Raw genomic sequence first — 24,798 nt, 5'->3', positions numbered from 1 at the left:
GTTGAGCGAATCTCGACAGGTTTCTCCACGGACCTTGCTGGACGACATCCCGGCTTGTGCCCTTAACCTTCAACCTAAGGAGACCCCGATGTCGATCACTGCTGACGAAAAAGCACGCCTGATGAAAGAATTCGCAACCAAGGAAGGCGACACCGGTTCGCCCGAAGTTCAGGTTGCAATCCTCACCTCGCGCATCAACACCCTGACCGAGCACTTCAAAACCCACAAAAAAGACAACCACGGTCGCCGTGGTCTTCTGAAAATGGTTGCTCAGCGCCGTAAGCTGCTGGACTACCTGAAGGGCAAAGAAGAAGCACGCTATCAGGACCTGATCAAACGTCTGGGCATCCGCCGCTAAGCCGTTCCGATCCGGAAACAAGAAACGCCCGCTCAACCGAGCGGGCGTTTTCTTTTGGGAGAGCGTAGCGCGCTTACTGCAACTGAGCAGTCTCGCTGGCCTTGATTACGGCAGCCACCCGCTTGCCAATTTCGCGGCTCGCCTTGAGCGACGGATGAATCATGTCCGCCCCGTGATACGAACGATCCCCATGCGGCACCAGATCCTTGAGCGACACAAAGTGGACGTTGGGCAGGATCTCTGCCAGTTTCTCGATCCGCGCTTCCAGCTTGTCACCGTCATCGCGACACTCCTCGATAGGAGACCAGACGCCGGGGCTACGCAGATAGCCAACATAGACGATGTTCGCTCCGGTCTTGCGCAGCGAATCCACCAGATGCGGAATTGCGCCCTTGCGCCCGTCTTCCGAGATCATGCGTTCAATCTTGGGATCACACGCCACACAGCCACAACCCAGCCACAGATCGTTGCCACCACCATTCAACACAATCCAATCCCAGTTACCTTCTTTGTACTGGTTGGCAATCTTCATCCCCATCGAGCCCGAAATCGGCAAACCATAGATGATGCGCGCGCCACCAATCGAGCGGTTCCGCACCGGTTCGCCAAGTTCATTGGCCAAAGAATGCGTGATCGAACGCTCTGTGACCCCATGCCAGGCCATCAGGGAATCGCCCATGGCGAGAATACGTGGCCCATCCGCGCGCGAGACATTGTCCACTTGGCTGCGGGTTACGGTTTCAGAACAGCCTGCCAAAAACAAAACGGCAGCGGCGAGAAGGGAAAGGGTGAACTTCATCAATCTGCTCTCAATTCGGGGGCGTCGCCTCGTTACACGTGAAGGTGAGCGCTTTTTGTGGAGTGCCGGTCCAGTTGCCCCCAATGGCCCGACGCATTGGCCACAGTATTGCCGCATTTTTGCCAAAAATCCATTCCTCGGCTGTAAACAATCTGTTGCCGCCTCGCGATCACAACGCGGTTTCATCCTTATCTGCTCACGAAACCGTTCAAAAATCGTTGTTTCCAAATCCCCTGTTTTCAGATATGGCCCCTGCATCTGAGACGGTGTGCCCTGACCCTTGGCACTCGGAAGAAGGATGAAAAGGGGTCGGCGGCAATGGGGCCGCCATTGAAACGGGAGACCCGGGATACGCCTGGGAGCGCTCCCAACTAGGAAAAACTGATGTTTGATGTAACGACGAAAACCATGCAGTGGGGCGAGGAAACGCTCACACTGGAAACGGGCAAGGTTGCCCGTCAGGCCGACGGCTGTGTGATCGCCACTCTGGGCGAGACCTCGGTCATGGCCGCCGTGACTTTTGCAAAGTCACCCAAGCCCGGTCAGGATTTCTTTCCGCTGACCGTTCACTACCAGGAAAAATACTATGCCGCCGGTAAAGTGCCCGGTGGTTTCTTCAAGCGTGAAGCGCGTCCGACCGAAAAAGAGACGCTGACCGCACGCCTGATCGACCGTCCGATCCGCCCGCTGTTTGTCCCCGGCTTCAAGAACGAAGTTCTGGTGATGTGCACCGTGCTGAGCCACGATCTCGTCAACGACCCCGACATCGTCGCCATGATCGCCGCCTCGGCCGCACTGACCATCTCGGGTGCACCGTTCATGGGCCCGATCGCGGGCGCACGCGTTGGTTTCGAAGACGGTGAATACGTTCTGAACCCGACCGTCGACGACATGCAGGGCCTGCGCAACAACCCCGATCAGCGCCTTGATCTGGTTGTGGCGGGCACCAAAGACGCCGTGATGATGGTGGAATCGGAAGCGTACGAGCTGACCGAAGCCGAAATGCTGGGCGCCGTGACCTTTGCGCACGAACAGATCCAGCCGGTCATCGACCTGATCATTTCGCTTGCCGAAGATGCCGCGAAAGAGCCGTTCGACTTCCAGGCACCGGACTACTCGGAGCTTTACGAAGCCGTGAAAGCTGCCGGTGAAGAGCAGATGCGCGCTGCATTCGCCATCTCGGACAAGCAAGAGCGCACCGCCGCTGTTGCCGCCGCGCGCGATGCAATCAAGGAAGCCCTCACCGAAGAGCAACTGGAAGACGCCAACCTTGGCTCGGCCCTGAAAAAGCTCGAAGCCGGCATCCTGCGCGGTGACGTTGTGAAAACCGGCACCCGGATCGACGGCCGTAAAACCGACGAAGTGCGCGACATCGTTTGCGAAACCGGCCTTCTGCCGCGGACCCACGGGTCTGCTCTGTTCACCCGTGGTGAAACCCAAGGCTTGGTCGTGACCACGCTGGGTACTGGCGACGATGAACAGATCATCGACGCGCTGCACGGCAACTTCCGCTCGAACTTCCTGCTGCACTACAACTTCCCGCCCTACTCGGTTGGTGAAGCTGGTCGCGTGGGCCCTCCGGGTCGTCGTGAGATCGGTCACGGCAAATTGGCATGGCGCGCGCTTCAGGCCGTTCTTCCCGCCGCAACAGACTTCCCCTACACCGTACGTGTTGTCTCGGAAATCACCGAATCCAACGGCTCGTCGTCGATGGCATCGGTCTGCGGTGGCTCGCTGTCGATGATGGATGCGGGCGTTCCGCTGAAATCGGCTGTTGCCGGTGTGGCCATGGGCCTGATCCTCGAAGAGGACGGCTCCTACGCGGTCCTGACCGACATCCTGGGTGACGAAGACCACCTGGGCGATATGGACTTCAAAGTGGCAGGGACCGAAAACGGCATCACCTCGCTGCAGATGGACATCAAGGTCGCAGGCATCACGCCCGAGATCATGGAAAAAGCCCTGGCGCAAGCCAAGGACGGCCGGATGCACATCCTGGGCGAGATGAACAAGGCGCTGACCGGTGCTGCGGAATTCTCGATCCACGCACCGCGCATCGAGACCATGAACATCCCGACCGACAAGATCCGCGAAGTGATCGGCTCGGGCGGTAAAGTGATCCGCGAGATCGTCGAAGTGTCGGGCGCCAAGGTCGACATCAACGACGATGGCGTCATCAAGATTGCATCGCCCAACGGTGACTCGATCCAAAAGGCCTATGACATGATCCACGCGATCGTGGCGGAGCCCGAGGAAGGCGCCGTTTATACCGGCAAGGTCGTGAAGATCGTCGATTTCGGCGCCTTCGTGAACTTCTTTGGCAAGCGCGACGGTCTGGTACACGTGTCCCAGATCGAAAACCGCCGCCTGAACCATCCTTCGGACGTTCTGAAGGAAGGCCAGGAAGTAAAGGTCAAGCTTCTGGGCTTTGACGACCGTGGCAAGGTGCGTCTGTCGATGAAAGTTGTCGACCAGGAAACCGGCGAGGAAATCCCTCAGCAGCCGCGTGAGAAAAAGGAAAAGAACGAGGACTGATCCTCCGTTTGCTTTTCAGTTCCAAGCCCCGGTGGAAACACCGGGGCTTTTTTCGTGGAACGCCCCGCGATAGGCTGCGGTCACATTTTGTGATCGCAAATTACAGGATTGATTTTGCCCGAAGCCTCCCCCACGCCCCCGATCTATCAGGTCAGGCACAAGCTCGTGATGCTGGACAGCGATGTCGCTGCGCTTTTCGGAACCAAGACCGGACGCCTCAATCAGGCGACCCTCGCCCGAAATGCGGACAAGTTTCCCGAGAGCTACGCCTTTCAAGTGACCGAACAAGAGACCGAGGTATTGCGGTCACAAAACGTGACCGCAAATATCGACCCAAAGCGGCGCACGCCGCCAACGGTCTATACCGAAGAAGGGGTAATTATGTGCGCCACGGTTCTCAAAACCGTGCGCGCCGTGGCGGTGACAAAACAGGTCGTGCGCAGCTTCGTTGCGCTGCAACGGCAATTGAAGGACACCCAGAACCACCCGATGCCCGATCCCGTGCCGGACCTGCCAGCCTTGCAAAAACAAGCCCTACCCCCGGCCCTCAGCGACAAGGTCGGCGGCTATATCGACCGGCTGGCAAACGTCACGCTCAATCAGGCCCAACGCGATGCGGTCATGACCGAGGTGCGCGCCTTTCGCGAGGAAGGGTTTGAAGCCCTGCATGCATTTGCCAAGCGGCCTTCGATCAAAACCGCCACCGAGGCGGCCGAGTTACGCAAACGTCTTGCCGAGGCGGAGCGGATAGAAGAAGAAATCCGGCGTATGCGCGCCGAAACCCGCGATGCCGAGCGATTGGCCCTCATCCGGGATCTGTTGTTCATGGCAGAATATGAGCGCGCCCGAGAGGTGGGCACGCTCGAAGAGTTTGTGGCAACACTGCGCAGGCTGGACAAGCCGCCTTGCTGAAACAGATCACTCGGGCAGCTTGGTCATCCGCAGATACGGGAAATGCGTGGTGTAGTCACCGAATTTCGCCTTGGCATCCTCATCCGACACGGCAGTCGGAATCACGACATCCGCACCGGGCGTCCAGTTGGCAGGCGTGGCTACACCTTCGCGCGCGGCGGTTTGAAGCCCATCCAACGCGCGCAGAACTTCGGCGAAGTTGCGCCCGACGTTCATCGGATAGGTCATGCTCAGTTTGAGTTGTTTGTCCGGGCCAATGATGAAAACGGACCGCACGGTCTGGCTGTCTGCCGGTGTGGGGTTTTCCGACAGGTAGTAGTCGGCTTGCAGCATATCGAATGCCTTGGACACCTCGAGCCCCTGGTCCGCGATAATCGGGAACCCGGCGTCGGCACCACCAAAGGTTTCAATGTCGCTCTTCCACTGCTTGTGCTCTTCGACGCCATCCACGCTGAGACCAATTACCTTGGTGTCTCGCTTGGCCCACTCATCGGCCAGTTGCGCCACGGCGCCGAATTCGGTGGTGCAAACGGGGGTGAAATCCTTGGGGTGTGAGAACAGGATCGCCCAGCTGTCGCCAATCCAGTCATGGAACGTGATCGTGCCCTGATCTGTTTCTGCTGTGAAATTGGGAACAATGTCATTAATTCGAAGGCCCATCGGTTTCTCCCTTTCTGGTCCAAATATCTTGCCTTCTTCAGCACATAAGCCCTGCGGCGCGAATACAAAGTGGTCGCCACACAAAAAATAGTTCAGAAGTCGCGACTTTGGCCAAGGACCTCCGTCCCCCGGAAAAACGGTCTTCTACAATCCCCCTCTTTACGTTTGCTGAATAATTTGATCAAATTATTTGTGACGTCACGCGACATGTGCTTGTGACAGCAACTTCGCGCTGACAAAGTGCGTACAGATTCTCAGGGAGAGTACCATGATCGAGAAACGCCAATTCTATATCAACGGTCAGTGGGTCGACCCAACGACCCCCAATGACCTTGCCGTCATCGACCCGGCCACCGAAGAAACCTGCGCCGTGATTTCACTGGGCGATCAGGCCGATACCGACGCCGCCGTTGCCGCTGCGCGCGCCGCCTTTGACGGATGGGCAGAAACACCCGTTGAAGAACGCGCGGCGCTGATCAAGAAGCTGGGCGACATTTACAACGCCCGCCGCGATGAGATGGCCGAGGCGATGCGCATGGAAATGGGCGCGCCGATTGACCTCGCGCGCAACAACCAATGGGGCGCCGGGAGCTGGCATCTGGCCGGTTTCCTCGAAGCACTGGAAGAGTTCGAGTTCGAAAAGAAGATGGGCGCAGATCGCATCCGCAAGGAACCCATCGGGGTTTGCGCGCTGATCACCCCTTGGAACTGGCCCATGAATCAGGTGTTCCTCAAGGCGATCCCCGCGATGGCGGTGGGCTGTACCATGGTTCTCAAGCCGTCGGAGATTTCTCCACTGTCTTCCTTGCTGTTTGCCGAGATGGTGGACGAAGCAGGTTTCCCGCCAGGTGTGTTCAACCTCGTCAATGGCGACGGTGTCGGTGTCGGCTCGCAGCTGTCGTCCCATCCGGACGTGGACATGGTGAGCTTCACCGGCTCGACCCGCGCCGGAATCGCGATTTCCAAGGCGGCCGCCGATACGCTCAAGCGCGTCAGCCTCGAACTGGGCGGCAAGGGCGCGAACGTGATCTTTGCCGATGCCGATGAAAAGGCCGTCAAACGTGGCGTGATCCACTGCATGCAGAACACAGGTCAATCCTGTAACGCGCCAACTCGTATGCTTGTGGAACGGTCGCGCTATGACGATGCCGTGGCCGAGGCCAAGGCTGCAGCAGAAGCTACACAGGTTGGCCCGACCACTGAAAGTGGCCGCCATATCGGCCCGGTCGTGTCGGAACTTCAATTCAACAAGATACAGGGCCTGATCGAAATCGGCATCAAGGAAGGTGCGACCCTCCTCGCCGGTGGTCTGGGGCGTCCCGAAGGCATGAACAAGGGCTACTACGTGCGCCCGACAGTCTTTGCCGATGTGACTCCGGACATGACGATCTATCGCGAAGAAATCTTTGGCCCGGTGCTGGCGATCACCCCGTTCGACTCCGAGGAAGAGGCCGTCGCCATGGCCAATGACACGGTCTATGGCCTGACCAACTACATCCAGACACAGGATGACGACAAACGCCTGCGCATGGCCCGCAAGGTGCGTTCGGGCATGGTCGAAACCAACGGTGTGAGCCGCGTTCAGGGATCGCCTTTTGGCGGATACAAACAGTCCGGAAATGGCCGCGAAGGCGGCGAATGGGGACTGGAAGAGTTTTGCGAAACCAAAGCGATTTCCGGCGTTCCCATGGGCTGAGCCACGCGACAACCAAATCTGGAAGCGCCGGGGTCATGGGCCTCGGCGTTTCTTTTTCCGGGCCTGAAATCACCGGTCCGACACCGCACGCGGCGCACCGCGAGCCCCACCGCCACTGGACCTATATTGAAATCCTACTGGACCTACTTCCCAAAGCAAAAATCCAGTGAGAATATGATCAAGTTTCGACGCGAGTCTTTGCCTTTGCGTCGACCCCAATCAAACATCGCCATCCCGAGGAGGTTCCGCCATGGACGGCACTTTGAACGAAAACGATCTTTCCCGAGTCGTCGCCGCCGACAAGGCGCATGTCTGGCATCACCTGGTCCAGCACAAACCCTTTGAAACCAGCGATCCGCGCATCATTATCGAAGGCAAGGGCATGCGCGTCTGGGACCAGAACGGCAAGGAATACATCGACGCCGTATCCGGTGCGGTCTGGACCGTGAATGTCGGCTATGGCCGCGAACGCATTGCCAATGCCGTGCACGCACAGCTGATGAAGATGTGCTATTTTGCGCAGGCTGCAGGCTCGATCCCCGGCGCGATTTTCGCTGAGAAACTGATCGAAAAGATGCCGGGCATGAGCCGCGTCTACTACACGAACTCCGGCTCGGAAGCGAACGAGAAGGCGTTCAAGATGGTGCGCCAGATCGCGCACAAAAAGTACGGCGGCAAGAAACACAAAATCCTGTTCCGCGACCGCGACTATCACGGCGGCACGCTGGCGACCATGTCGGCCGGCGGTCAGGACGAGCGCGTCAAACAGTATGGCCCCCTCGCGCCGGGCTTCGTGCGCGTGCCGCACTGCATGGAATACCGCAAGGAAGAGCTCGGGCTCGGCCATCTTTCGGGCCGCGACTTCGGCATCGCTGCTGCAAACCTGATTGAAGAGGTAATCCTGCGCGAAGGCCCCGAAACCGTCGGCGCGCTCTGCCTTGAGCCGGTCACCGCTGGTGGCGGCGTGATCACTCCGCCCGAAGGCTACTGGGAGCGGGTTCAGGAAATCTGCAAACAGTATGACATCCTGCTGCACATCGACGAAGTCGTCTGTGGCATCGGGCGTACCGGCACGCACTGGTTCGGCTATCAGCATTACGGGATCAAGCCCGATTTCGTGACCATGGCCAAGGGCGTCGCCTCGGGCTATGCCGCCATTGCCTGCATGGTGACAACTGAAGAGGTCTTCGAGATGTTCAAGACCGATCCTTCGGACAAGCTCGACCATTTCCGCGACATCTCGACCTTTGGCGGCTGCACCGGCGGCCCGTCGGCGGCGCTCGAAAACATGGCGATCATCGAAGAAGAGGGGCTGCTGGAGAATTGCACCGTCATGGGCGAGCGCATGCTTGGCAACCTTCAGGCACTCATGGAAAAACATGAAGTGATTGGTGATGTGCGCGGCAAGGGGCTTTTCCTCGGCGTCGAACTGGTCAAGGACCGTGACACCAAAGAACCCGTCGACGAGAAAGATGTGGTCGCGGTCGTTGGCGACTGTGGCGCACAGGGCGTGATCATCGGCGCGGCCAACCGCTCTATCCCGGACCGCAACAATGTGCTGTGCTTCTCGCCCGCCCTGATTGCGACAGCCGAAGACATTGACGCCATCACGGACGCTGTCGACAAAGCCCTGACAAAGGTGTTCGGCTGACCTAACCGATGTTCCGGTTGTGCCCTTCGGGGCACGACCCGCTCGGCCCGGCCTCTTCACGGGGGCGGGCCGAGCGCCTTTCCCGCCTCTCAGGCTCGCAAAACGTCGATGGAAAAGTCCAGTTTGCGCCCCAACTAAGTCCAGTGTAGCCTGCGCGTCATGGCGATTTCGGTCGAAACCTTTTTTCTTTCCCCCGACAATCAGGGCACACTTCAGGCCCAGATTCAGCAGATGATTGCGGAAGGCATTCTTTCGGGACGTTTCCGCAAAGGCGAAAAACTGCCCTCAAGCCGCCGCCTTGCCAGCCACCTCGGCGTCAGCCGCATCACCGTTACGTTGGCCTATACCGAACTCCTCGCAAACGACTACCTGACGTCGCGCGGGCGGTCGGGTTATTTCGTGTCAGACAACGCGCCCGTTCCGCCCAGCTTTACACCGCCCCAGAAGGGCGAAGAAACGGTCGACTGGACCCGCGCCATCGGGCGCCGCTTCACCGGCGGCAACATGATGAACAAGCCCCATGACTGGGCCAGTTATCGATACCCGTTTGTCTATGGCCAGACCGACCCATCGCTCTTTGATCATTCGAACTGGCGCCTCTGCGCTCTGCAGGCGTTGGGTCAAAAGGACTTTTCGGCCCTCACCGCGGATTATTACGATCAGGACGACCCCCGCCTTGTCGAATTCATCGCCCGCAACACCCTGCCCCGGCGCGGTATCATCGCCCGCCCCGAGGAAATCCTGATCACGCTTGGCGCACAGAATGCGCTTTGGATTGCGGCCCAGATCCTCCTGACCCAACGCCGAGTGGCCGCGATCGAAGACCCCTGCTACTACGCCCTTCGGGAAATTCTTGAACAATCCCGCTGCCACGTCACCCCCGTCCCCGTGGATCGCGACGGGCTGCGCCCGGATGCGATTCCCGACGAGTCCGACGTCATTTTCACAACCCCCAGCCACCAATGCCCGACCACCGCCACCATGCCCATGGCCCGCCGCCACGCGCTTTTGCAACGGGCACGCGACATTGACGCGCTGATCGTCGAAGATGACTATGAATTCGAAATGTCCTTTCTCGACGCCCCTTCCCCGGCGCTCAAATCTCTCGATACCGACGGGCGGGTGATCTATGTCGGCAGCTTTTCGAAATCCCTGTTCCCCGGTTTGCGCCTTGGCTATCTCGTCGGGTCGGAAAGCTTTATCCGTGAGGCCCGCGCCCTACGGGCAAGCGTCCTGCGCCACCCCCCCGGACATATCCAGCGCACGGCAGCCTATTTTCTGTCACTCGGCCACTACGACGCCCTGATCCGCCGCATTCGCGAAGCGCTCAAACAACGCCGCGCCGTGATGCAAACCGCAATCGACGCCCATGGTCTCCGAGTATCGGGCAAAGGCGTGTTCGGCGGGTCGTCCTTCTGGATGCAGGCACCCGATGGATCCAACACCGACGACATCGCTACGCAGCTGCGGGCACAAAGCGTCCTGATAGAACCTGGCCATCATTTCTTTCATGGCCCCGACCAGCCAACCAATTTCTATCGCCTTGGCTACTCTTCGATCCCTGCAACGCGCATCCCGGACGGTGTGGCACGGATCGCAGAAGCGTTTCGCTCGTAGGGATTGGCCCTAACCGGATCTGGAAACTGGCCCTATCTGACGCGGGGTCCCACCCGTAATTTCACTGCTAAACGCCCGTGGGCGCAACAGGAGTGATTCACATGAAAATGACCACCGAAGAGGCGTTTGTAAAAACGCTCCAAATGCACGGAATCGAACATGCCTTCGGCATTATCGGATCGGCCTTCATGCCGATTTCCGACATTTTCCCCAAGGCCGGCATCACCTTCTGGGACTGCGCGCACGAAGGCTCAGGCGGCATGATGGCCGATGGCTACACCCGTGCCACCGGCAAGATGTCGATGATGATCGCGCAGAATGGCCCCGGCATCACCAACTTCGTGACCGCCGTGAAAACCGCCTATTGGAACCACACGCCGTTGTTGCTGGTCACACCGCAGGCCGCCAACAAGACCATGGGTCAAGGCGGCTTCCAGGAAATGGAGCAGATGCGCGCCTTTGCCGATTGCGTCTGCTATCAGGAAGAGGTCCGTGACCCCTCGCGCATGGCCGAAGTCCTGAACCGCGTGATCATGCAGGCCAAGCGCAACTCGGCCCCTGCCCAAATCAACGTGCCGCGTGATTATTTCACTCAGGTGGTCGACATCAACATGCCCGCCATCGTTGACTTTGAACGCCCCTCCGGCGGCGAAGACGCGCTGGATCAGGCCGCAGCGCTTCTGTCCAATGCCAAGTTCCCCGTGATACTCAACGGCGCGGGCGTGGTGATCGGCGGCGCGATCCCCGCCTCCATGGCTTTGGCCGAGCGGCTTTCGGCACCGGTCTGTTGTGGGTATCAGCACAACGACGCCTTCCCTGGTTCCCACCCGCTGCACGCCGGACCGCTTGGCTATAACGGTTCGAAGGCCGCGATGGAGCTGATCTCCAAGGCCGACGTGGTGCTGGCCCTTGGTACCCGCCTCAATCCGTTCTCGACCCTGCCCGGCTATGGTATCGACTACTGGCCAACCAACGCGAAACTGATTCAGGTCGACATCAACCCCGACCGCATCGGGCTTACCAAACCCGTAACCGTGGGCATCGTCGGCGATGCAAAACGGGTCGCAACCTCCATCCTGGAAAAACTTTCGGAAGGCGCGGGTGACGACGGCCGCAAGGCGCGCGAGGACCTGATTTCGACCACCAAGTCGGCTTGGGCCCAACAGCTCAGCTCGATGGATCACGAAGACGACGATCCCGGCACCACATGGAATGAACGTGCCCGCGCTTCGAAACCCGACTGGATGAGCCCCCGCATGGCATGGCGCGCCATTCAATCGGCCCTTCCGCGCGAAGCGATCATTTCGTCCGACATTGGCAACAACTGCGCCATCGGCAACGCCTACCCGTCCTTTGAGCAGGGGCGCAAATACCTCGCTCCTGGCCTGTTTGGCCCCTGTGGCTATGGCCTACCCTCCGTCGTCGGTGCCAAGATCGGCTGCCCCGACACACCGGTGGTCGGCTTCTCGGGCGACGGTGCCTTTGGCATTGCCGTGACCGAGCTGACCGCAATCGGGCGCGAAGAGTGGCCTGCAATCACCCAGATCGTTTTCCGAAACTACCAGTGGGGCGCGGAAAAGCGCAATTCGACCCTGTGGTATGACGACAACTTCGTCGGTACAGAACTCGACACGCAGGTCTCCTATGCCGGCATCGCCAAGGCTTGTGGGCTCAAGGGCGTGGTGGCGCGGACCATGGATGAACTCACCGCCGCGCTGGCGCAAGCCATCGAAGATCAGAAAAACGGCATCACGACGCTGATCGAAGCTTTGATCAACCAGGAACTTGGCGAACCGTTCCGCCGCGACGCAATGAAAAAACCTGTCGAGGTGGCCGGAATTGATCCGGCGGACATGCGCCCGCAACAGGTGGGCTGACGTGACATCAAGGCGGGGGGCAAAATTCTTGGAAGAATTTTGGCAAGAATTTTCCAAAATTCTTGCCCCTCGCCGCTACCGCAGCGCCAATGTCACCACCGTGGCGTCTACGATGTCGTCGACGCCTGCGCCCCGGCTTAGATCGCACACCGGATGGCGAAATCCTTGCAGAATTGGCCCCAAAGCCTGTGCTCCGGCCAGTTCCTGCGCCAGCTTGTACGCGATGTTTCCCGCATCCAGTGACGGAAAAACCAACACGTTGGCCCGCCCATCGCCCATACCCTTCTGCTCCGCCACCCGCGGGTTAAGCGCAGCATCTCCCTGCACGGGACCAACGAAACCGGACAACTCGGCGGCGGCCCGCACTCGGTCCACACTTTCCCCAACGCCGGAGCGGTCCGTGGAAAACGACAACAGAGCGACGCGCGCCTCTCCAAGAAGGGCTTCACCGCTCTTCTGCGACGCCAGGGCAATCGCGGCCAACCCCTCCGCATCCGGCGCGACATTCAATCCGCAATCAGCGAAAATCACCTCGCGCCCATCCGGGAACCGCATCAGAAAAAAGGATGACGGCAGGCTGACACCGTCGGCAAGGCCAATCCCGATCGAGGCAGCTTCGATCACCGCTTTCGTCGACGACACTGCCCCGGCCACCATCGCGTCCGCTTCACCCTTCGCCACCATCGCCGCCGCCCGGTACAGCGGCCGGGTCAGCATGCGACGGGCAATCCCCTCCTTCATTCCCCGCGCACGGACCAGCGTTTCGACATATGGTTCCACCGCGTCAGCCAATGGAACCACCTCGCACAAACCTTCGCTTTCCAACCGCGCTGCGGCCTGGGCGATGCGGTCGTCTTTCATCTCGGGCATCACCACCCGCGACAGCCGACTTCGCACGCGTTCCCTTGCCGCTTCCAGTGCTGACATGTCCGCCCCCTCTTTCGATGTCAGGAGACAATGATGACCGACACAGTCAAAATCAACCGCGGACTGAAGGGCATCTATTTCGAACGCTCCGGGGTGAGCCACATAGACGGCGCCAAGGGCGAACTGTCTTACCGTGGTTACTCGATCCATGACCTCGCCACCCATTCGACCTTCGAAGAAGTCTGCTACCTGCTGATCCACGGCGAATTGCCAAACGCGGATCAACTCGCCACCTTCGATGCCGCGCTCAAGGCCGCCCGCACCCTCCCCGAGCAGATTTTTGACATCATCCATGCCACGGTCGACGGCCACCCGATGGACGTGCTGCGCACCGCCGTCTCGGCCCTCGCCGCACTCGAACCCGACAGCCGGAACACAGGCGAAGACGCATTCATCGCCAATGGCATCCGCTTGACAAGCCAGGTGCCCATGATCATCGCCGCGCACGAAAACATCCGCAACGGGCGCGCGCCCGTGCCTGCGGACCCAACCCTCAGCCACGCCGCCAACTGGCTCTGGATGCTCAAGGGCGAGAAGCCCTCGGATGACGCCGCCCGCCTTGCCGATGTGGATTTCATCCTGCATGCAGAACACGGCGCCAATGCGTCGACCTTCGCCGCCCGCGTCACCATCGGCACCGAAGCCAACCTGCACGGTGCCATCGTCACGGCCCTCTCGACGCTTGCAGGCCCGGCCCATGGCGGCGCAGCCGAAGACGTTATGAAAATGGTGCACGAGATCGGCACACCGGACAAGGCCGCCGACTACGTCAAAGCCAAGCGCAAAGCTCGCGAAGCCGTCACCGGATTTGGCCACCGCGTCTATCGCGCCGAAGATCCCCGCGCGCGCCACATGCGCGACGGTGTGCGTAAACTCGGCGAAGAGATGGGCGCGCCGGAATGGTATGAAATCCTGCAAGCCGTGGTTGAGGCGATGAAGCCCTATGCCCGCCATGGCCTGAACGTGAACGTCGATTTCTACTCGGGCGTGATCTACCAACTGCACGGCATTCCGATGGACCTGTATGTCCCGATCTTTGCCATTGGCCGCATGCCCGGCTGGATCGTGCAATGCATCGAACAGCAACGCAGCAATATCCTGATCCGCCCGCTGACGCTCTATAACGGCCCCGAGATGCGCAGCTTTGTCCCGATCTCCGGCCGTTAGGCGGAAAAAACTTCTGGCAATCCCTCCGCATTGCGCCACTCTGTTCCAAACAACCTCGAGGCCCCCATGTCCGCCCCACAGCACCGCATCGACACATCCCCCAAGGTCTCTGACGAAATCCGTCAGACCACCTGCTACATGTGTGCCTGCCGCTGCGGGATCAACGTGCATATGAAGGATGGCAAAGTTGCCTATATCGAAGGCAACCGCGATCACCCGGTCAACAAGGGCGTGCTCTGCGCCAAGGGCTCGGCTGGCATCATGCAGCACAACGCCCCCTCACGCCTGAGAAAGCCTCTGTTGCGCACCGGGCCGCGCGGGTCCGGCGAGTTCCGCGAAATCTCGTGGGAAGAGGCGATGAACACCGCCGTCGGTTGGCTTACCGAAATCCACGAAACCGCGCCGCACAAGCTCGCCTTTTTCACCGGCCGCGATCAAAGCCAAAGCTTCACGTCTTTCTGGGCCCAGAATTTCGGTACTCCGAACTATGCGGCGCATGGTGGCTTCTGCTCGGTCAACATGGCCGCTGCGGGCATCTACACGATGGGCGGCGCCTTTTGGGAGTTTGGTCAGCCCGACTGGGATCGCACCAAGCTCTTCATGCTGTTTGGCGTCGCGGAAGACCACGACTCCAACCCGATCAAGATGGGGCTGGGCAAGCTCAAGGAACGGGGCGCCCGCGTGATCGGCGTCAACCCCATCCGCACAGGGTATAACGCGGTGGCCGACGATTGGGTCGGCATCACCCCCGGCACTGATGGCCTGTTCATCCTCGCGCTGGTCCATGAACTGATGCGCGCGGGCAAGATCGACCTGCACTATCTCGCTCAATACACCAACGCACCGGTTTTGGTGGATGGGGAAACCGGCCTCTTGCTGCGCGACGACGATGGCAAACAGCTGGTCATCGACCGCGCCACCGGCAAACCCACCCCCTTCGACCAGAAAGGCGTGCGCCCCGACCTTTCCGCCACCTACCGTCATGCAGGCGTCACGCACCGCACCGTCATGGCCCACATGGCCGAACGCTACCTCTCAGCGGAGTACAGCCCCGACGCGGTCGCCGGGCGATGCGGCGTCCCCACGGGCCGTATCCGCGCCATTGCCGCAGATCTTGCGCGCGTCGCCTTTGACGAAGCCTTCGAACTGGATCTCGAATGGACCGATTTCCGCGGTGAGAGCCACAAGACCATGACAGGCCGCCCGGTCAGCTTCCACGCCATGCGCGGCATCTCGGCCCATTCCAACGGGTTCCAGACCTGCCGCGCCCTGCACGTGTTGCAAATCCTGTTGGGCAGTGTCGAGGTCCCCGGCGGCTTCCGCTTTAAGCCACCCTATCCCAAGCCGGTCGAGGCCCACCCCACACCCCATGGCCAGGGTCGCCCCGGCCGCCCGCTGGCAGGTCCACATCTTGGCTTCCCACGCGGCCCCGAAGACCTTCAACTCGACGACAAAGGCAAACCCACCCGCATCGACAAGGCGTTTTCGTGGGAAAACCCGATGTCCGTGCATGGCCTGATGCATATGGTCATCTCCAACGCCCATGCACAGGACCCATATCCGATCGACACGCTGTTCATGTACATGGCCAACATGGCGTGGAACTCGACCATGAACACCTCGGGCGTGATCGAGATGCTGACCGACCGCAACGACGATGGCGGCTACCGCATCCCGCGCATCATCTATTCGGATGCGTATAGTTCCGAAATGGTCGCCTATGCCGACCTGATCCTGCCCGATACGACATATCTGGAACGCCACGATTGCATCTCGCTGCTGGACCGTCCGATCTGCGAGGCCGACGCCGCCGCCGACGCGATCCGCTGGCCCGTTGTGGAACCCGACCGAGACGTGCGCGGCTTCCAATCCGTGCTGATCGAACTGGGCGCCCGAATCGGCCTGCCCGGTTTCCTCAACGAAGACGGCAGCCCCAAGTGGAAGGACTACGCCGACTACATCGTCACCCACGAACGCCGCCCCGGCATCGGCCCACTTGCTGGCTGGCGGGGCGACGATGGCGATCAGGCCGGGCGCGGCGCCGTCAACCCGGACCAGCTAAACCGCTACATCGAAAACGGCGGCTTCTTCGTCGAACACATCCCCGACAACGCCCAGTACATGAAACCCTGGAACATGGACTACCAAGACTGGGCGGTGAAAATCGGCCTCTTCGACGCGCCCCAGCCCTTCCTGTTCCAGCTCTATGTCGAACCCATGCGCAAATTCCAGCGCGCCGCCGAAGGTCATGGCGACCGCCAGCCCCCCGATCACCTGCGCAACCGCCTGAAACAGGTCATGGACCCCCTGCCGATCTGGTATGAACCGTTCGAACAAACCCTCGTCGACACCGACCAGTTCCCGATCCACGCCCTGACCCAGCGCCCGATGGCGATGTATCATAGCTGGGGCACACAAAACGCGTGGCTGCGCCAACTGCATGGCAGGAACCCGCTCTACCTGCCGACCAAACTTTGGCAGCAACACGGGTTCAAAGAAGGCGACTGGGCCCGCGTCACCTCTGCCCATGGCGAGATCACCGTCCCCGTCGCCCATCAGGCGGCGCTGAACGAAAATACCATCTGGACATGGAATGCCATCGGGAAGCGCAAGGGCACATGGGCCCTCTCCGAAGACGCCCCGGAGGCGCGCGAGGGCTTTTTGCTCAACCACCTGATCCACGAGCTTCTGCCCGCCAAAGGCGACGGGCTACGCTGGGCCAATTCCGATCCCATCACCGGACAGGCCGCATGGTTCGACCTGCGCGTCCACCTCGAGAAAGTCGCGGCCCCGACCGAGGCCCAACCCGCCTTCGACCCGATCAAACCCCCTGTGCCCTCAGGTCCGCAATCCCTCAAGTGGAAGGTTGGCACATGACGCAACCCGCATCTTCCTTTTGCCAAAAATATCCCGGGGGAGTCGCCCTTGGCGACGGGGGCAGCGCCCCCATCCCCGCCAATACCGACGCAATACCGACGTTATACCGACGCAATACCGAACCGCAAAAATGACCGATCTGCCCACCCAAACCACCCGCAAACTCGGCCTTGTGATCGACCTTGATACTTGCGTCGGCTGTCACGCCTGCGTGATCTCCTGCAAGGGTTGGAACACCGAAAACTACGGCGCGCCCCTCTCGGATCAACGCCCCTATGGCGACGAACCCATGGGCACGTTCCTGAACCGCGTCCACAGCTACGAGGTACAGCCCGACACCGGCCCGGCACAAACCATCCACTTCCCAAAGTCTTGTTTACATTGCGAAAAAGCGCCCTGCGTCACGGTCTGCCCCACCGGAGCCAGCTACAAGCGCCGCGAAGACGGGATCGTGCTCGTCAACGAAGATCACTGTATCGGATGCGGGCTTTGCGCATGGGCCTGCCCCTACGGTGCGCGCGAAATGGACCAGGCCGAAGGTGTCATGAAGAAATGTACCCTCTGCGTGGATCGCATCTACAACGAAAACCTGCCCAAAGAAGACCGCGAACCTGCCTGCGTGCGCACCTGCCCCGCCGGCGCCCGCCACTTTGGAGACTTCGCCGACCCGACCAGCGCAGTGTCGCAACTCGTTGAACAAAGGGGAGGAATCGACCTCATGCCGGAGCTTGGAACGGCCCCGGTCAACAAGTATCTACCCCCGCGCGCAAAGGACCGCTGGGACGATCAAAGCCTGCTGGCTCCGCTCCTCACCCCCGTCGCCGAAGAGCCTTCGGGCTTCCTGAACTGGCTCGACAAAGCCCTTGATAAACTGCCCGGAGGGTCCGTCTGATGCATCCCGCCCCGTCCGTTATCATTTTCACAACCCTTTCCGGGTTAGGCTTTGGTCTGCTCTTCTGGCTGGGTCTTAATTCAACGCCACCGACCGGCATGGTGGCTTTCGCGTTCTTTGCCATCGCCTTTGCACTTTCGGTGGGGGGCCTGCTCGCTTCAACTTTTCATCTCGGCCATCCCGAACGCGCTTGGCGCGCGCTCAGCCAGTGGCGCACAAGCTGGCTCAGCCGCGAAGGCATCTGTGCCGTCGCCGCCCTGCTCGTCATGGCCGTCTATGCCGCTGCCCTCGTCTTTGCGGGTCTGCACCTCGCCCCCTTGGGCTGGATCGGCGCCTTGCTCTCGCTTGGAACCGTCTTCACGACCTCGATGATCTATACCCAACTGGCCACGATCCCCCGGTGGAATTCCCCACTCACCCCCGCCCTGTTTCTAAGCCTCTCTCTCGCAGGCGGTGCGCTTTTGTCAGGACGGGTAACATTTGGCGTGTCACTGTTACTGCTGGCTGGCCTTGTGCAACTGGCGTGGTGGATGCGCGGCGACCGCGCCTTTGCGCAAAGTGGCACAGATCTTGGCACCGCCACAGGCTTGGGCAATCGCGGTACGGTGCGCTCACTTGCCCCGCCCCACACGTCACCAAACTACCTGATGCGCGAATTCATCTTCGTGATTGGCCGCAAGCACGCCCAGAAGCTGCGCGTTATTGGCTTTGCCCTGATGATCGTGCTGCCGGTTCTCCTGCTGTCCCTGTCCTTCAGCCATTGGCTCGCCGCGCTCGCTGTGCTCTGCCATATCGCAGGCGTCGCCATCTGCCGCTGGTTGTTCTTCGCCGAGGCTGAACACACTGTCGGCCTCTACTACGGGATGCGATAAAAAACGGGCCAAAAGGCCCGTTTTCTGTCTTTCCAATCACTTACGTGGCTTGCTGCGCCAAGTATCCAGCCAGCGCGAAAGGCGTCCCCGCTTTTCAGCAAGGCTATCGCCCGCGGCTTCAAGGCTGTCGCCCATGTCCTCCAGAACCGGATCAATTCGCGCCGCCCTGAAGCGACGCCAACGCACCCAAACCGCCCAGACCAGCGCAAAGAACAGTGTCAGGATGATAATGTTGATCCACGGAATGATCCGCACATCCGGGCTTTCGACGGGCTTCACCCCAACCGCGTTCGGGTAGATCGACAGGAACTCGTTGCGCCAGCCATAATGCTTGATCGCCACCCAGCGCGGGTTGTCGCTCGTGGATTTCAAATCCGCCGCTTCTGCCTGAAGATTAGAGGTGTCAAACTTGAAATAGGGCGGCCACCCGGCAGAGGTATCCTCGTTGCGATAGACCATCACCTTGCCATTCGGGCGCTTGGTCTGAATGAAAAACACATCCCGGTTCGCACCGCCTGTCGCATTGCTGGCATCCGGCTGCGCCCAGAAAATCGAGTTCTCTCCGAAATCAATCCGCTTTTCGTAGGTATCCGTGATCCGGGCAATATCGTGCTGCGGCAGCGTATAGTGAAAGAACGCCGCCACCAGCAGCCAGAACAGCCCCCAGAAACCCCATTTGACATAGACCATCCCAGTGGTCCTCCTTAGTGGAAATTCATGAAATAGATCAGCGCCGTTACCAGCGTCATGGGGATGATATAAACTCCCCAGATCAATTTGCGACGCAGAGACCCATCGTAGTCCTGCAATCCCTCTTCGATAAACGCGTCCCGCTCCGGCGTTTGCTCGCGATCACCGGTGCCATGGGTTTCGTCCCATTCGGCCTCCAGCTTGCCCCGCCGAACACTGCGGGAATAAAGCGACAGGCAAATGTAGACCACCGTCAGAACGACAAACCCGACCGCCATCAATCTCAGCAATGCAAACATAGCCTACCTCCTCACCGCGCCCCAGGGACCGACGCGCGCAATAAGATCATCACGTATGGCCGAGACAGGTTCTTCCATCGGCGCATCATGCCCAAAAAGCGCAGCACGTGCACCGGCCTTGTCCACCTGATATTCGCGGTCCAGAAAATCGGCCACATAGGATTTCTTCGTCTCGCTCCACCCGGCATAGGCGGCATAGAACGCCTCTTTGTGGCAGATGAACAACTGCCGCACATCCTTGGGCGCAAGCTCTGCGAGCAGCATGTTGACCAGATCCTTGTCGGGTGTGTCCGCAGCGCGCAAGGAATAGAAATAGGCCGGGTGGTCGCTATTGATCTTGGGCCACGGCCCATCACTCTCAGCCCAGTTCACCAAAGCCCGGAGCCCGTGATACTCGGGCGGTAATTGCTCTGCGTGGTTGCGTGCCAGCGACCGGATATCCCGCCGCGTCGCCCCAGTCAGGTCCACCCCGGCCTCCTGCGCCGCATCAACGACGATAAAGTCCATTTTCTGCCGCAGGATGGCGCTCGCATCAATGCCCCGCGCCTTGACGATGGGTTCAACCAAGTCATTGTAGTCAAAGAACTTCGCGATCTGGTTACGGTCGCGGAAATCAAACATATACTTGATCGGCAACTTGCCCAGCGCGTCCTTGTCCCCGCGCGCGATCACCGCTGGATGTGCGAGGCCCCGAAACACATAAAGCCCGCCAAAATGCGCGGTCCAGAAATTGTCCTGCTGAAACGCCATGTGTTTGAGCCGCACCGGATTGCGCGTCACATCCCCGGTGCGCTTGGCAAGAGAGATCATGTCCGCGATCAGCACATCATCAAACCAAGCATCCTCCTCGCCCTTGAACCGATCCACCATCCCGGCCAGCTCGTCCGCATCACGCAACGTGCCTTGGGTGGTGTCCGCCTCGACCTCGATCTTTCGAATGTCGAAAAGGCGCTTTGGGTCCGAGACGGAAAACACTGAGTTCACCAACTCCCCCGCCACCGCATCCCGCGCGGCGAGAGCAAAAAGCTGTGGTTCGTTCTCGGTGATGAACTGTTTGAGAATGCCCCGGCTGTTCGAGAATTTTGCATTCAAGAGCGGCGCGGTTTTCTGTTCGGTAGTGAGCAGGATGAACTGTCGATTGACCCCGTTATGGTTGAGATAGAGATGATCGCCCAGCTCATCCCCGATCTCTGGGGAATAGCCGGAAATGTCGATGTGGAAATCTGTGAGTTCAGTGGTTTTTCCGGTCAGATGATCGAGCGCCCGGTTGTAGCGCTCGACCAAAACCGGCGAGGCCACCTCGATCAGATTACCAAACATCAGGCCGCGTTGGATAAGGCGTTTCATTGAGTACCTTCCATCCCAATTTGGACAAGTTTTTCTGCGACTATCTCAATTCTGGTCTTGAACTCAGATTGATCCCAGGGGCTAGAAAAGGGATAGTTATACTCTTTATCCAAATAGTTTCGAGACAGGTCATCAATTGCTTGGGAATTTGTCGGATCATGAGCTTCGTCAAACGCCGTCAGTGCGCGTGACAAAACACTCAAAACCTCATCCCAACCATAGAACTCATCAATTTCAACTCTCAGCAAAAACTGCAGGTATTGCAGTTGGGCCCGAAGGCGCGCAGCGCTCCTTTCCAATTCAGCTTTGTTGCTTCGCAGATAATCTTTTTGCCAAACTAGAACATCTTCTTCCGAAGCTTCCGGAAACCCTCTGGTCGGAAACCACCGAAAACTAGCGACACAGATTTCAAATTCGTTGCACAACACGATGGCATCTCGACAAGCCTTGCAAACCTCAATTCTCGTAAGTTCGCTGTCTTGGATTCTCACCTCTTCCCCTCCAAATACCGCTTCTTCGCCTCTTCCTGCCGTCCGAAATCCCGCACCATGGCCTCAATCGCCACTTCGTCAGACTTGTCGGCATAGCGGAACTCTGAATCGGCGTAGCGGTTGATCTCCTGGATCACCATTTCCACCGTGATCGGCACCCTCAGCGCGGAAATCATGTCTTTCTTGCGCTCATAGGGTTGGAACAGGAATAACTCTGGGTCTTCCATCCATTCGTCGGGCAGTTCGAAATCCATCGCCCGCACCTTGACCGCGTCCGTGATGTTCTTGATCGCGCGCCCCGTAAACCGCTCATCCGCCTGCTGGATCGCCTTGAGATAGGTGCCAAGCTTGGCAATCGTGTCCAGTTCGCCGATCTGGTCATGCACCCGGTTAAACACGTTCAAAAGACCCACTTCATGTGGACGGGAATGGCTTTCGAACGACGCGGCCACCGCCTTCTGGATCGCCTGCGCCTCGTACAACTCATGATCCCCAAGCGGGATGTCGTGATTTTTGCCCATCAACAGGGCAAGGATGTCGATGTAATCCTCGCGCGTCTGCGGGCCATCGACAAGAAACCGCGCCCCTGCCCGCTGACGCAGGGCGTCGTCCACGTTCTCAGGATAGTTCGAGAACATGCCAAAGGTGCAGTTGCCCCGCACCACCGTGTTGGCCCCGGCAAAACTCTCCATCAGCACCGCCGTGATCTCCAACTGCCCTGCCGATGACTGCCGGTCGCCACGCTTGCCCGCCAGCTGGTCGATGTCGTCAATCGTACCAAAGCCGATCACCATCGGATCGATGATGTTGTTGATAAACGCCTTGGCATTCTGCCCCGACTTGCCCTGATAGCTGTCGATATTGTCGGTGCTGAGGTTCTGATAGCGGAACGGATAGCCCGCAACCTGACAGTATTCGTTGATCAACCCGGCCATCATCTGGATCAGCGTCGTCTTACCCGTGCCCGGCTTGCCATCCCCCATGAACGTAAAGATAAACCCGCCCAACTCTGCAAATGGGTTCAGCTTTCGCTCAAAGTCATAGGCCATCAGCATCTTGGAAAGCCGCATCGCCTGATACTTGGCGATATGGTTGCCCACCACCTCGTTGGGCTTCTTGAACGTCATGGTCAGGGTCGACCCCTTGGCCGCCCGCGCTGGCGTAAAGCCGTTGATCGTCAGGTCGTCCGCCTCAACCCGCCAGCTGGCATTGGCAAAAGCCGCCAACCGCCCCGCCGTCTGCGCCCTGAGCGCGACCTTTTCCATCAACTGCTCGGCAAAGGCACAGACACAAGGCACCAGCCGCGCTTCTTCGCTGACCAATGCAGCGATATCCTGATCCAACTCCCACAAGGCGCCATGCAGGGCCAGTTGCGCGTTGTCGGTCAAAACTTCCTGCACTTCACCAACCTCGACCGAAACCTCCCCGACATGCGGCGCCAACAAAAAAGCGGTCGCATTGGCAAACACGTGCAAAACGGCCAATGCCTCGGCGGTCAGAAGCTCAGAGAATTCGGCCTTACGATCCGCACCCAAAGACCCTGCAAGATTGTCCCGCTTGAGATCACCCAACCCTGATGCTTCGGAAAACGTCTCACCAATGGCCAGCGCGATTGCCAAAGCCCGGCGTAAATCATGCAGCGCATTGGCCTGAAGGGGCGAAACCAACGGATCGTCCCCATCGACGGATTCCACCCGTTCCACCAAATGAACCCCTTCCGGGCGCGCGGTCGAACGTGTCACCAGTCCCGGCGTGGTGCTCCGAAACCGGCGCCGTGTCCCTATTCCGGCAGAGCGCTCCGGCGTCGGCGCCTCCTTCCCTTTGGCAATGCGGGGCGTGTGGTCAAACCCGTCAAGCAAAGCTACCGCAGCATCGTAGTGCTTGCGAATGTCCTCTTCGCGCAGTTCCATCTGGTCGGCTGTCAGGCTCATCTCTTAAACCCCACTCTTCATTTTGCCAAAAATACTCAAGCCGCAGGCATGGCCCTCCCGCGGATTATTCAATAGCTCAACACCCGCCCCAGCGGGCTCACCACGTATTTGCGCACAGAGGCAAAACCGGGTGGTGACAACTCCTCCAACGCCTGAAATGGGCGCTGCGGCAGGATGATCGCGCGCTCCATGCGGGTCGCCCCGGTGTCCACACCCCGCCCCGAAAACGGATCGAGAGCAAACACCTCGCGCTCCACTGTCGAAAACCAGCCGGCGCGCTCTTCCTTGACACGCTCCGACAAAAGTTCTTCCACAGTCCACGCCAAAGTCCAGTCGTCCCCCTCGGGCGCCCGCGCTTGTTCAAGAACTTCCCGAATCGGTCCGGTCTGGCGCGTGTAGGCCGACGAATACATCGGCCCAACATGATAGCGCCGCAGCCGTTTGGGGTGCAGATCGTCAAAGCTCTCGTCGAACCCCTTGGCGATGGTCACAAGCTTCAAACCACCTAACGATTGCGCCATCAGATGCGCCTGCACTTCAGGCCAGCGCCGCTCGTCTTTGGGTAACGTGGTGCGCCCGCTGTCTTCAACCTCCAAAAGGTAAATGGTCGGCAGGTTCACCTGGCTGTCATAGGCTGCCCAATGCACGAGAAACCGGCGCCGATCATCAAAGTTTTCGACCCATTCCACCTGCGGATGGTTCTGCGCCCAGAACAGCTCTCCCTTAAGCAATTCCTCATAGTAGAGCCTCTGAGACATTGCGAACTGCAGCTTGGTCGGTATCTCGCGCTCGCCAATGATCACCCGCAACATCTGGTCCTTGAGATCTTCGCTTGAGGGCATATTGCGCAGATGGGTCTGCGCCTGTTGCGCGTCGTTGGCCATCACCAACAATTCGTTGAACACCGGAAACCCGCTTTCAACCACATCCATCGAAAGAGAGCCAAAGAACTTGCCGGTTTCCCGCCCAACCAGCAGATACTTCATGCTCAAAGCACGAAACGTATAGCTGATCGCGGTCAGGTATCGCGTGATCACGGCCACATCGAGATCACTCAGCTCCCCCTCGGCAGCCCGCGCAGCGGCCACCTGAGTAAGGTGCTGGGTAATCCGCTCGAACTTCTGGAAATACCTGCGCGACGCATGGGTATCCATCAGCGCCTTGTGATCGGCAGAAGACTCCGTTTGGGTCATGAGGGCA

General features: G+C 59.5%; 20 protein-coding genes. 11 read left to right on the top strand and 9 right to left on the bottom strand.

Features of this window, described 5'->3' with window-relative positions; all coding sequences use genetic code 11:
- Positions 1-88: 88 nt before the first annotated feature.
- Positions 89-358, top strand: coding sequence for a 30S ribosomal protein S15 (rpsO, locus tag ACS3QZ_RS16105; protein WP_093093504.1), 270 nt, complete (start codon positions 89-91; stop codon positions 356-358).
- A gap of 73 nt (positions 359-431) precedes the next feature.
- Here rpsO and ACS3QZ_RS16100 read toward each other — a convergent pair whose 3' ends face one another.
- Positions 432-1,157: an SGNH/GDSL hydrolase family protein gene (locus ACS3QZ_RS16100; RefSeq protein WP_456038756.1), complete on the bottom strand. Its 726-nt coding sequence runs from the start codon at positions 1,155-1,157 to the stop codon at positions 432-434.
- A 384-nt stretch (positions 1,158-1,541) separates the two neighbouring features.
- Between ACS3QZ_RS16100 and pnp the strand changes: the two genes are divergently transcribed.
- The gene (pnp, locus tag ACS3QZ_RS16095; protein ID WP_456038755.1) at positions 1,542-3,692 is read left to right on the top strand and encodes a polyribonucleotide nucleotidyltransferase; all 2,151 of its coding nucleotides are present in this window, start codon (positions 1,542-1,544) and stop codon (positions 3,690-3,692) included.
- 114 nt (positions 3,693-3,806) lie between these two features.
- Positions 3,807-4,604 (top strand): ORF6N domain-containing protein, encoded by a 798-nt coding sequence (locus ACS3QZ_RS16090; protein ID WP_456038754.1) that lies wholly within the window; start codon positions 3,807-3,809, stop codon positions 4,602-4,604.
- Positions 4,605-4,610: 6 nt separating this feature from the next.
- On the opposite strand, the gene ACS3QZ_RS16085 is transcribed toward ACS3QZ_RS16090, so the two are convergent.
- The gene (locus ACS3QZ_RS16085) at positions 4,611-5,264 is read right to left on the bottom strand and encodes a peroxiredoxin (RefSeq protein ID WP_456038753.1); all 654 of its coding nucleotides are present in this window, start codon (positions 5,262-5,264) and stop codon (positions 4,611-4,613) included.
- A gap of 268 nt (positions 5,265-5,532) precedes the next feature.
- On the opposite strand from ACS3QZ_RS16085, the gene ACS3QZ_RS16080 reads away from it, so the two are divergent.
- The 4 genes from ACS3QZ_RS16080 (at position 5,533) to xsc (ending at position 12,105) form a co-directional block, all read left to right on the top strand.
- Complete coding sequence (locus ACS3QZ_RS16080) at positions 5,533-6,960, top strand: aldehyde dehydrogenase family protein (protein ID WP_456038752.1); 1,428 nt, start codon at positions 5,533-5,535, stop codon at positions 6,958-6,960.
- A gap of 250 nt (positions 6,961-7,210) precedes the next feature.
- Entirely contained in the window at positions 7,211-8,611 is a 1,401-nt protein-coding gene (locus ACS3QZ_RS16075) for an aminotransferase family protein (RefSeq protein ID WP_456038751.1), read from the top strand.
- Positions 8,612-8,770: 159 nt separating this feature from the next.
- Complete coding sequence (gene pdxR, locus ACS3QZ_RS16070; protein WP_456038750.1) at positions 8,771-10,228, top strand: MocR-like pyridoxine biosynthesis transcription factor PdxR; 1,458 nt, start codon at positions 8,771-8,773, stop codon at positions 10,226-10,228.
- 101 nt (positions 10,229-10,329) lie between these two features.
- A complete protein-coding gene (xsc, locus tag ACS3QZ_RS16065; RefSeq protein ID WP_456038749.1) occupies positions 10,330-12,105 on the top strand; it encodes a sulfoacetaldehyde acetyltransferase in 1,776 nt (591 codons plus the stop codon).
- Positions 12,106-12,180: 75 nt separating this feature from the next.
- On the opposite strand, the gene ACS3QZ_RS16060 is transcribed toward xsc, so the two are convergent.
- Positions 12,181-13,032, bottom strand: coding sequence for a phosphate acyltransferase (locus ACS3QZ_RS16060; RefSeq protein WP_456038748.1), 852 nt, complete (start codon positions 13,030-13,032; stop codon positions 12,181-12,183).
- 33 nt (positions 13,033-13,065) lie between these two features.
- Here ACS3QZ_RS16060 and ACS3QZ_RS16055 point away from each other — a divergent pair, with 33 nt between their 5' ends.
- The 4 genes from ACS3QZ_RS16055 to ACS3QZ_RS16040 all read left to right on the top strand — a co-directional run bounded on the left by ACS3QZ_RS16055 (position 13,066) and on the right by ACS3QZ_RS16040 (position 18,840).
- Positions 13,066-14,199, top strand: coding sequence for a citrate/2-methylcitrate synthase (locus tag ACS3QZ_RS16055; protein ID WP_456038747.1), 1,134 nt, complete (start codon positions 13,066-13,068; stop codon positions 14,197-14,199).
- Positions 14,200-14,265: 66 nt separating this feature from the next.
- Positions 14,266-17,076: a molybdopterin oxidoreductase family protein gene (locus ACS3QZ_RS16050; protein ID WP_456038746.1), complete on the top strand. Its 2,811-nt coding sequence runs from the start codon at positions 14,266-14,268 to the stop codon at positions 17,074-17,076.
- 130 nt (positions 17,077-17,206) lie between these two features.
- Positions 17,207-17,968: a 4Fe-4S dicluster domain-containing protein gene (locus ACS3QZ_RS16045; protein ID WP_456038745.1), complete on the top strand. Its 762-nt coding sequence runs from the start codon at positions 17,207-17,209 to the stop codon at positions 17,966-17,968.
- A complete protein-coding gene (locus tag ACS3QZ_RS16040; protein WP_456038744.1) occupies positions 17,968-18,840 on the top strand; it encodes a dimethyl sulfoxide reductase anchor subunit family protein in 873 nt (290 codons plus the stop codon). The genes ACS3QZ_RS16045 and ACS3QZ_RS16040 overlap by 1 nt, the downstream gene beginning before the upstream one ends.
- A gap of 36 nt (positions 18,841-18,876) precedes the next feature.
- Here ACS3QZ_RS16040 and ACS3QZ_RS16035 read toward each other — a convergent pair whose 3' ends face one another.
- The 6 genes from ACS3QZ_RS16035 to ACS3QZ_RS16010 form a co-directional block, all read right to left on the bottom strand.
- Positions 18,877-19,530, bottom strand: a complete 654-nt coding sequence (locus ACS3QZ_RS16035; RefSeq protein WP_456038743.1) for a DUF1523 family protein — start codon at positions 19,528-19,530, stop codon at positions 18,877-18,879.
- 14 nt (positions 19,531-19,544) lie between these two features.
- Complete coding sequence (locus ACS3QZ_RS16030; protein ID WP_456038742.1) at positions 19,545-19,829, bottom strand: hypothetical protein; 285 nt, start codon at positions 19,827-19,829, stop codon at positions 19,545-19,547.
- 3 nt (positions 19,830-19,832) lie between these two features.
- Entirely contained in the window at positions 19,833-21,176 is a 1,344-nt protein-coding gene (locus ACS3QZ_RS16025; protein WP_456038741.1) for a DUF6638 family protein, read from the bottom strand.
- Positions 21,173-21,667: a hypothetical protein gene (locus tag ACS3QZ_RS16020; RefSeq protein WP_456038740.1), complete on the bottom strand. Its 495-nt coding sequence runs from the start codon at positions 21,665-21,667 to the stop codon at positions 21,173-21,175. The genes ACS3QZ_RS16025 and ACS3QZ_RS16020 overlap by 4 nt, the downstream gene beginning before the upstream one ends.
- Complete coding sequence (locus ACS3QZ_RS16015; protein WP_456038739.1) at positions 21,664-23,598, bottom strand: AAA family ATPase; 1,935 nt, start codon at positions 23,596-23,598, stop codon at positions 21,664-21,666. Before ACS3QZ_RS16015 ends, ACS3QZ_RS16020 begins: the two co-directional genes overlap by 4 nt.
- A gap of 68 nt (positions 23,599-23,666) precedes the next feature.
- Complete coding sequence (locus tag ACS3QZ_RS16010; RefSeq protein ID WP_456038738.1) at positions 23,667-24,791, bottom strand: hypothetical protein; 1,125 nt, start codon at positions 24,789-24,791, stop codon at positions 23,667-23,669.
- Between the last annotated feature and the right edge of the window lie 7 nt (positions 24,792-24,798).

This window comes from Shimia sp. W99 (genome assembly GCF_053851455.3).
Note: the sequence above shows the minus strand (reverse complement) of the source record. Positions and strands in the feature narration are given on the sequence as shown.

Excerpts from the sequence above, each read along its gene's own strand:
- ACS3QZ_RS16080 (WP_456038752.1), top strand. The coding sequence starts at position 5,533 with ATGATCGAGAAACGCCAATTCTATATCAACGGTCAGTGGGTCGACCCA.
- ACS3QZ_RS16060 (WP_456038748.1), bottom strand. The coding sequence starts at position 13,032 with ATGTCAGCACTGGAAGCGGCAAGGGAACGCGTGCGAAGTCGGCTGTCG.
- ACS3QZ_RS16075 (WP_456038751.1), top strand. The coding sequence starts at position 7,211 with ATGGACGGCACTTTGAACGAAAACGATCTTTCCCGAGTCGTCGCCGCC.
- pnp (WP_456038755.1), top strand. The coding sequence starts at position 1,542 with ATGTTTGATGTAACGACGAAAACCATGCAGTGGGGCGAGGAAACGCTC.
- ACS3QZ_RS16040 (WP_456038744.1), top strand. The coding sequence starts at position 17,968 with ATGCATCCCGCCCCGTCCGTTATCATTTTCACAACCCTTTCCGGGTTA.
- ACS3QZ_RS16035 (WP_456038743.1), bottom strand. The coding sequence starts at position 19,530 with ATGGTCTATGTCAAATGGGGTTTCTGGGGGCTGTTCTGGCTGCTGGTG.
- ACS3QZ_RS16030 (WP_456038742.1), bottom strand. The coding sequence starts at position 19,829 with ATGTTTGCATTGCTGAGATTGATGGCGGTCGGGTTTGTCGTTCTGACG.
- ACS3QZ_RS16050 (WP_456038746.1), top strand. The coding sequence starts at position 14,266 with ATGTCCGCCCCACAGCACCGCATCGACACATCCCCCAAGGTCTCTGAC.
- ACS3QZ_RS16025 (WP_456038741.1), bottom strand. The coding sequence starts at position 21,176 with ATGAAACGCCTTATCCAACGCGGCCTGATGTTTGGTAATCTGATCGAG.
- ACS3QZ_RS16045 (WP_456038745.1), top strand. The coding sequence starts at position 17,207 with ATGACCGATCTGCCCACCCAAACCACCCGCAAACTCGGCCTTGTGATC.
- ACS3QZ_RS16100 (WP_456038756.1), bottom strand. The coding sequence starts at position 1,157 with ATGAAGTTCACCCTTTCCCTTCTCGCCGCTGCCGTTTTGTTTTTGGCA.
- ACS3QZ_RS16010 (WP_456038738.1), bottom strand. The coding sequence starts at position 24,791 with ATGACCCAAACGGAGTCTTCTGCCGATCACAAGGCGCTGATGGATACC.
- pdxR (WP_456038750.1), top strand. The coding sequence starts at position 8,771 with ATGGCGATTTCGGTCGAAACCTTTTTTCTTTCCCCCGACAATCAGGGC.
- rpsO (WP_093093504.1), top strand. The coding sequence starts at position 89 with ATGTCGATCACTGCTGACGAAAAAGCACGCCTGATGAAAGAATTCGCA.
- ACS3QZ_RS16015 (WP_456038739.1), bottom strand. The coding sequence starts at position 23,598 with ATGAGCCTGACAGCCGACCAGATGGAACTGCGCGAAGAGGACATTCGC.
- xsc (WP_456038749.1), top strand. The coding sequence starts at position 10,330 with ATGAAAATGACCACCGAAGAGGCGTTTGTAAAAACGCTCCAAATGCAC.
- ACS3QZ_RS16085 (WP_456038753.1), bottom strand. The coding sequence starts at position 5,264 with ATGGGCCTTCGAATTAATGACATTGTTCCCAATTTCACAGCAGAAACA.
- ACS3QZ_RS16055 (WP_456038747.1), top strand. The coding sequence starts at position 13,066 with ATGACCGACACAGTCAAAATCAACCGCGGACTGAAGGGCATCTATTTC.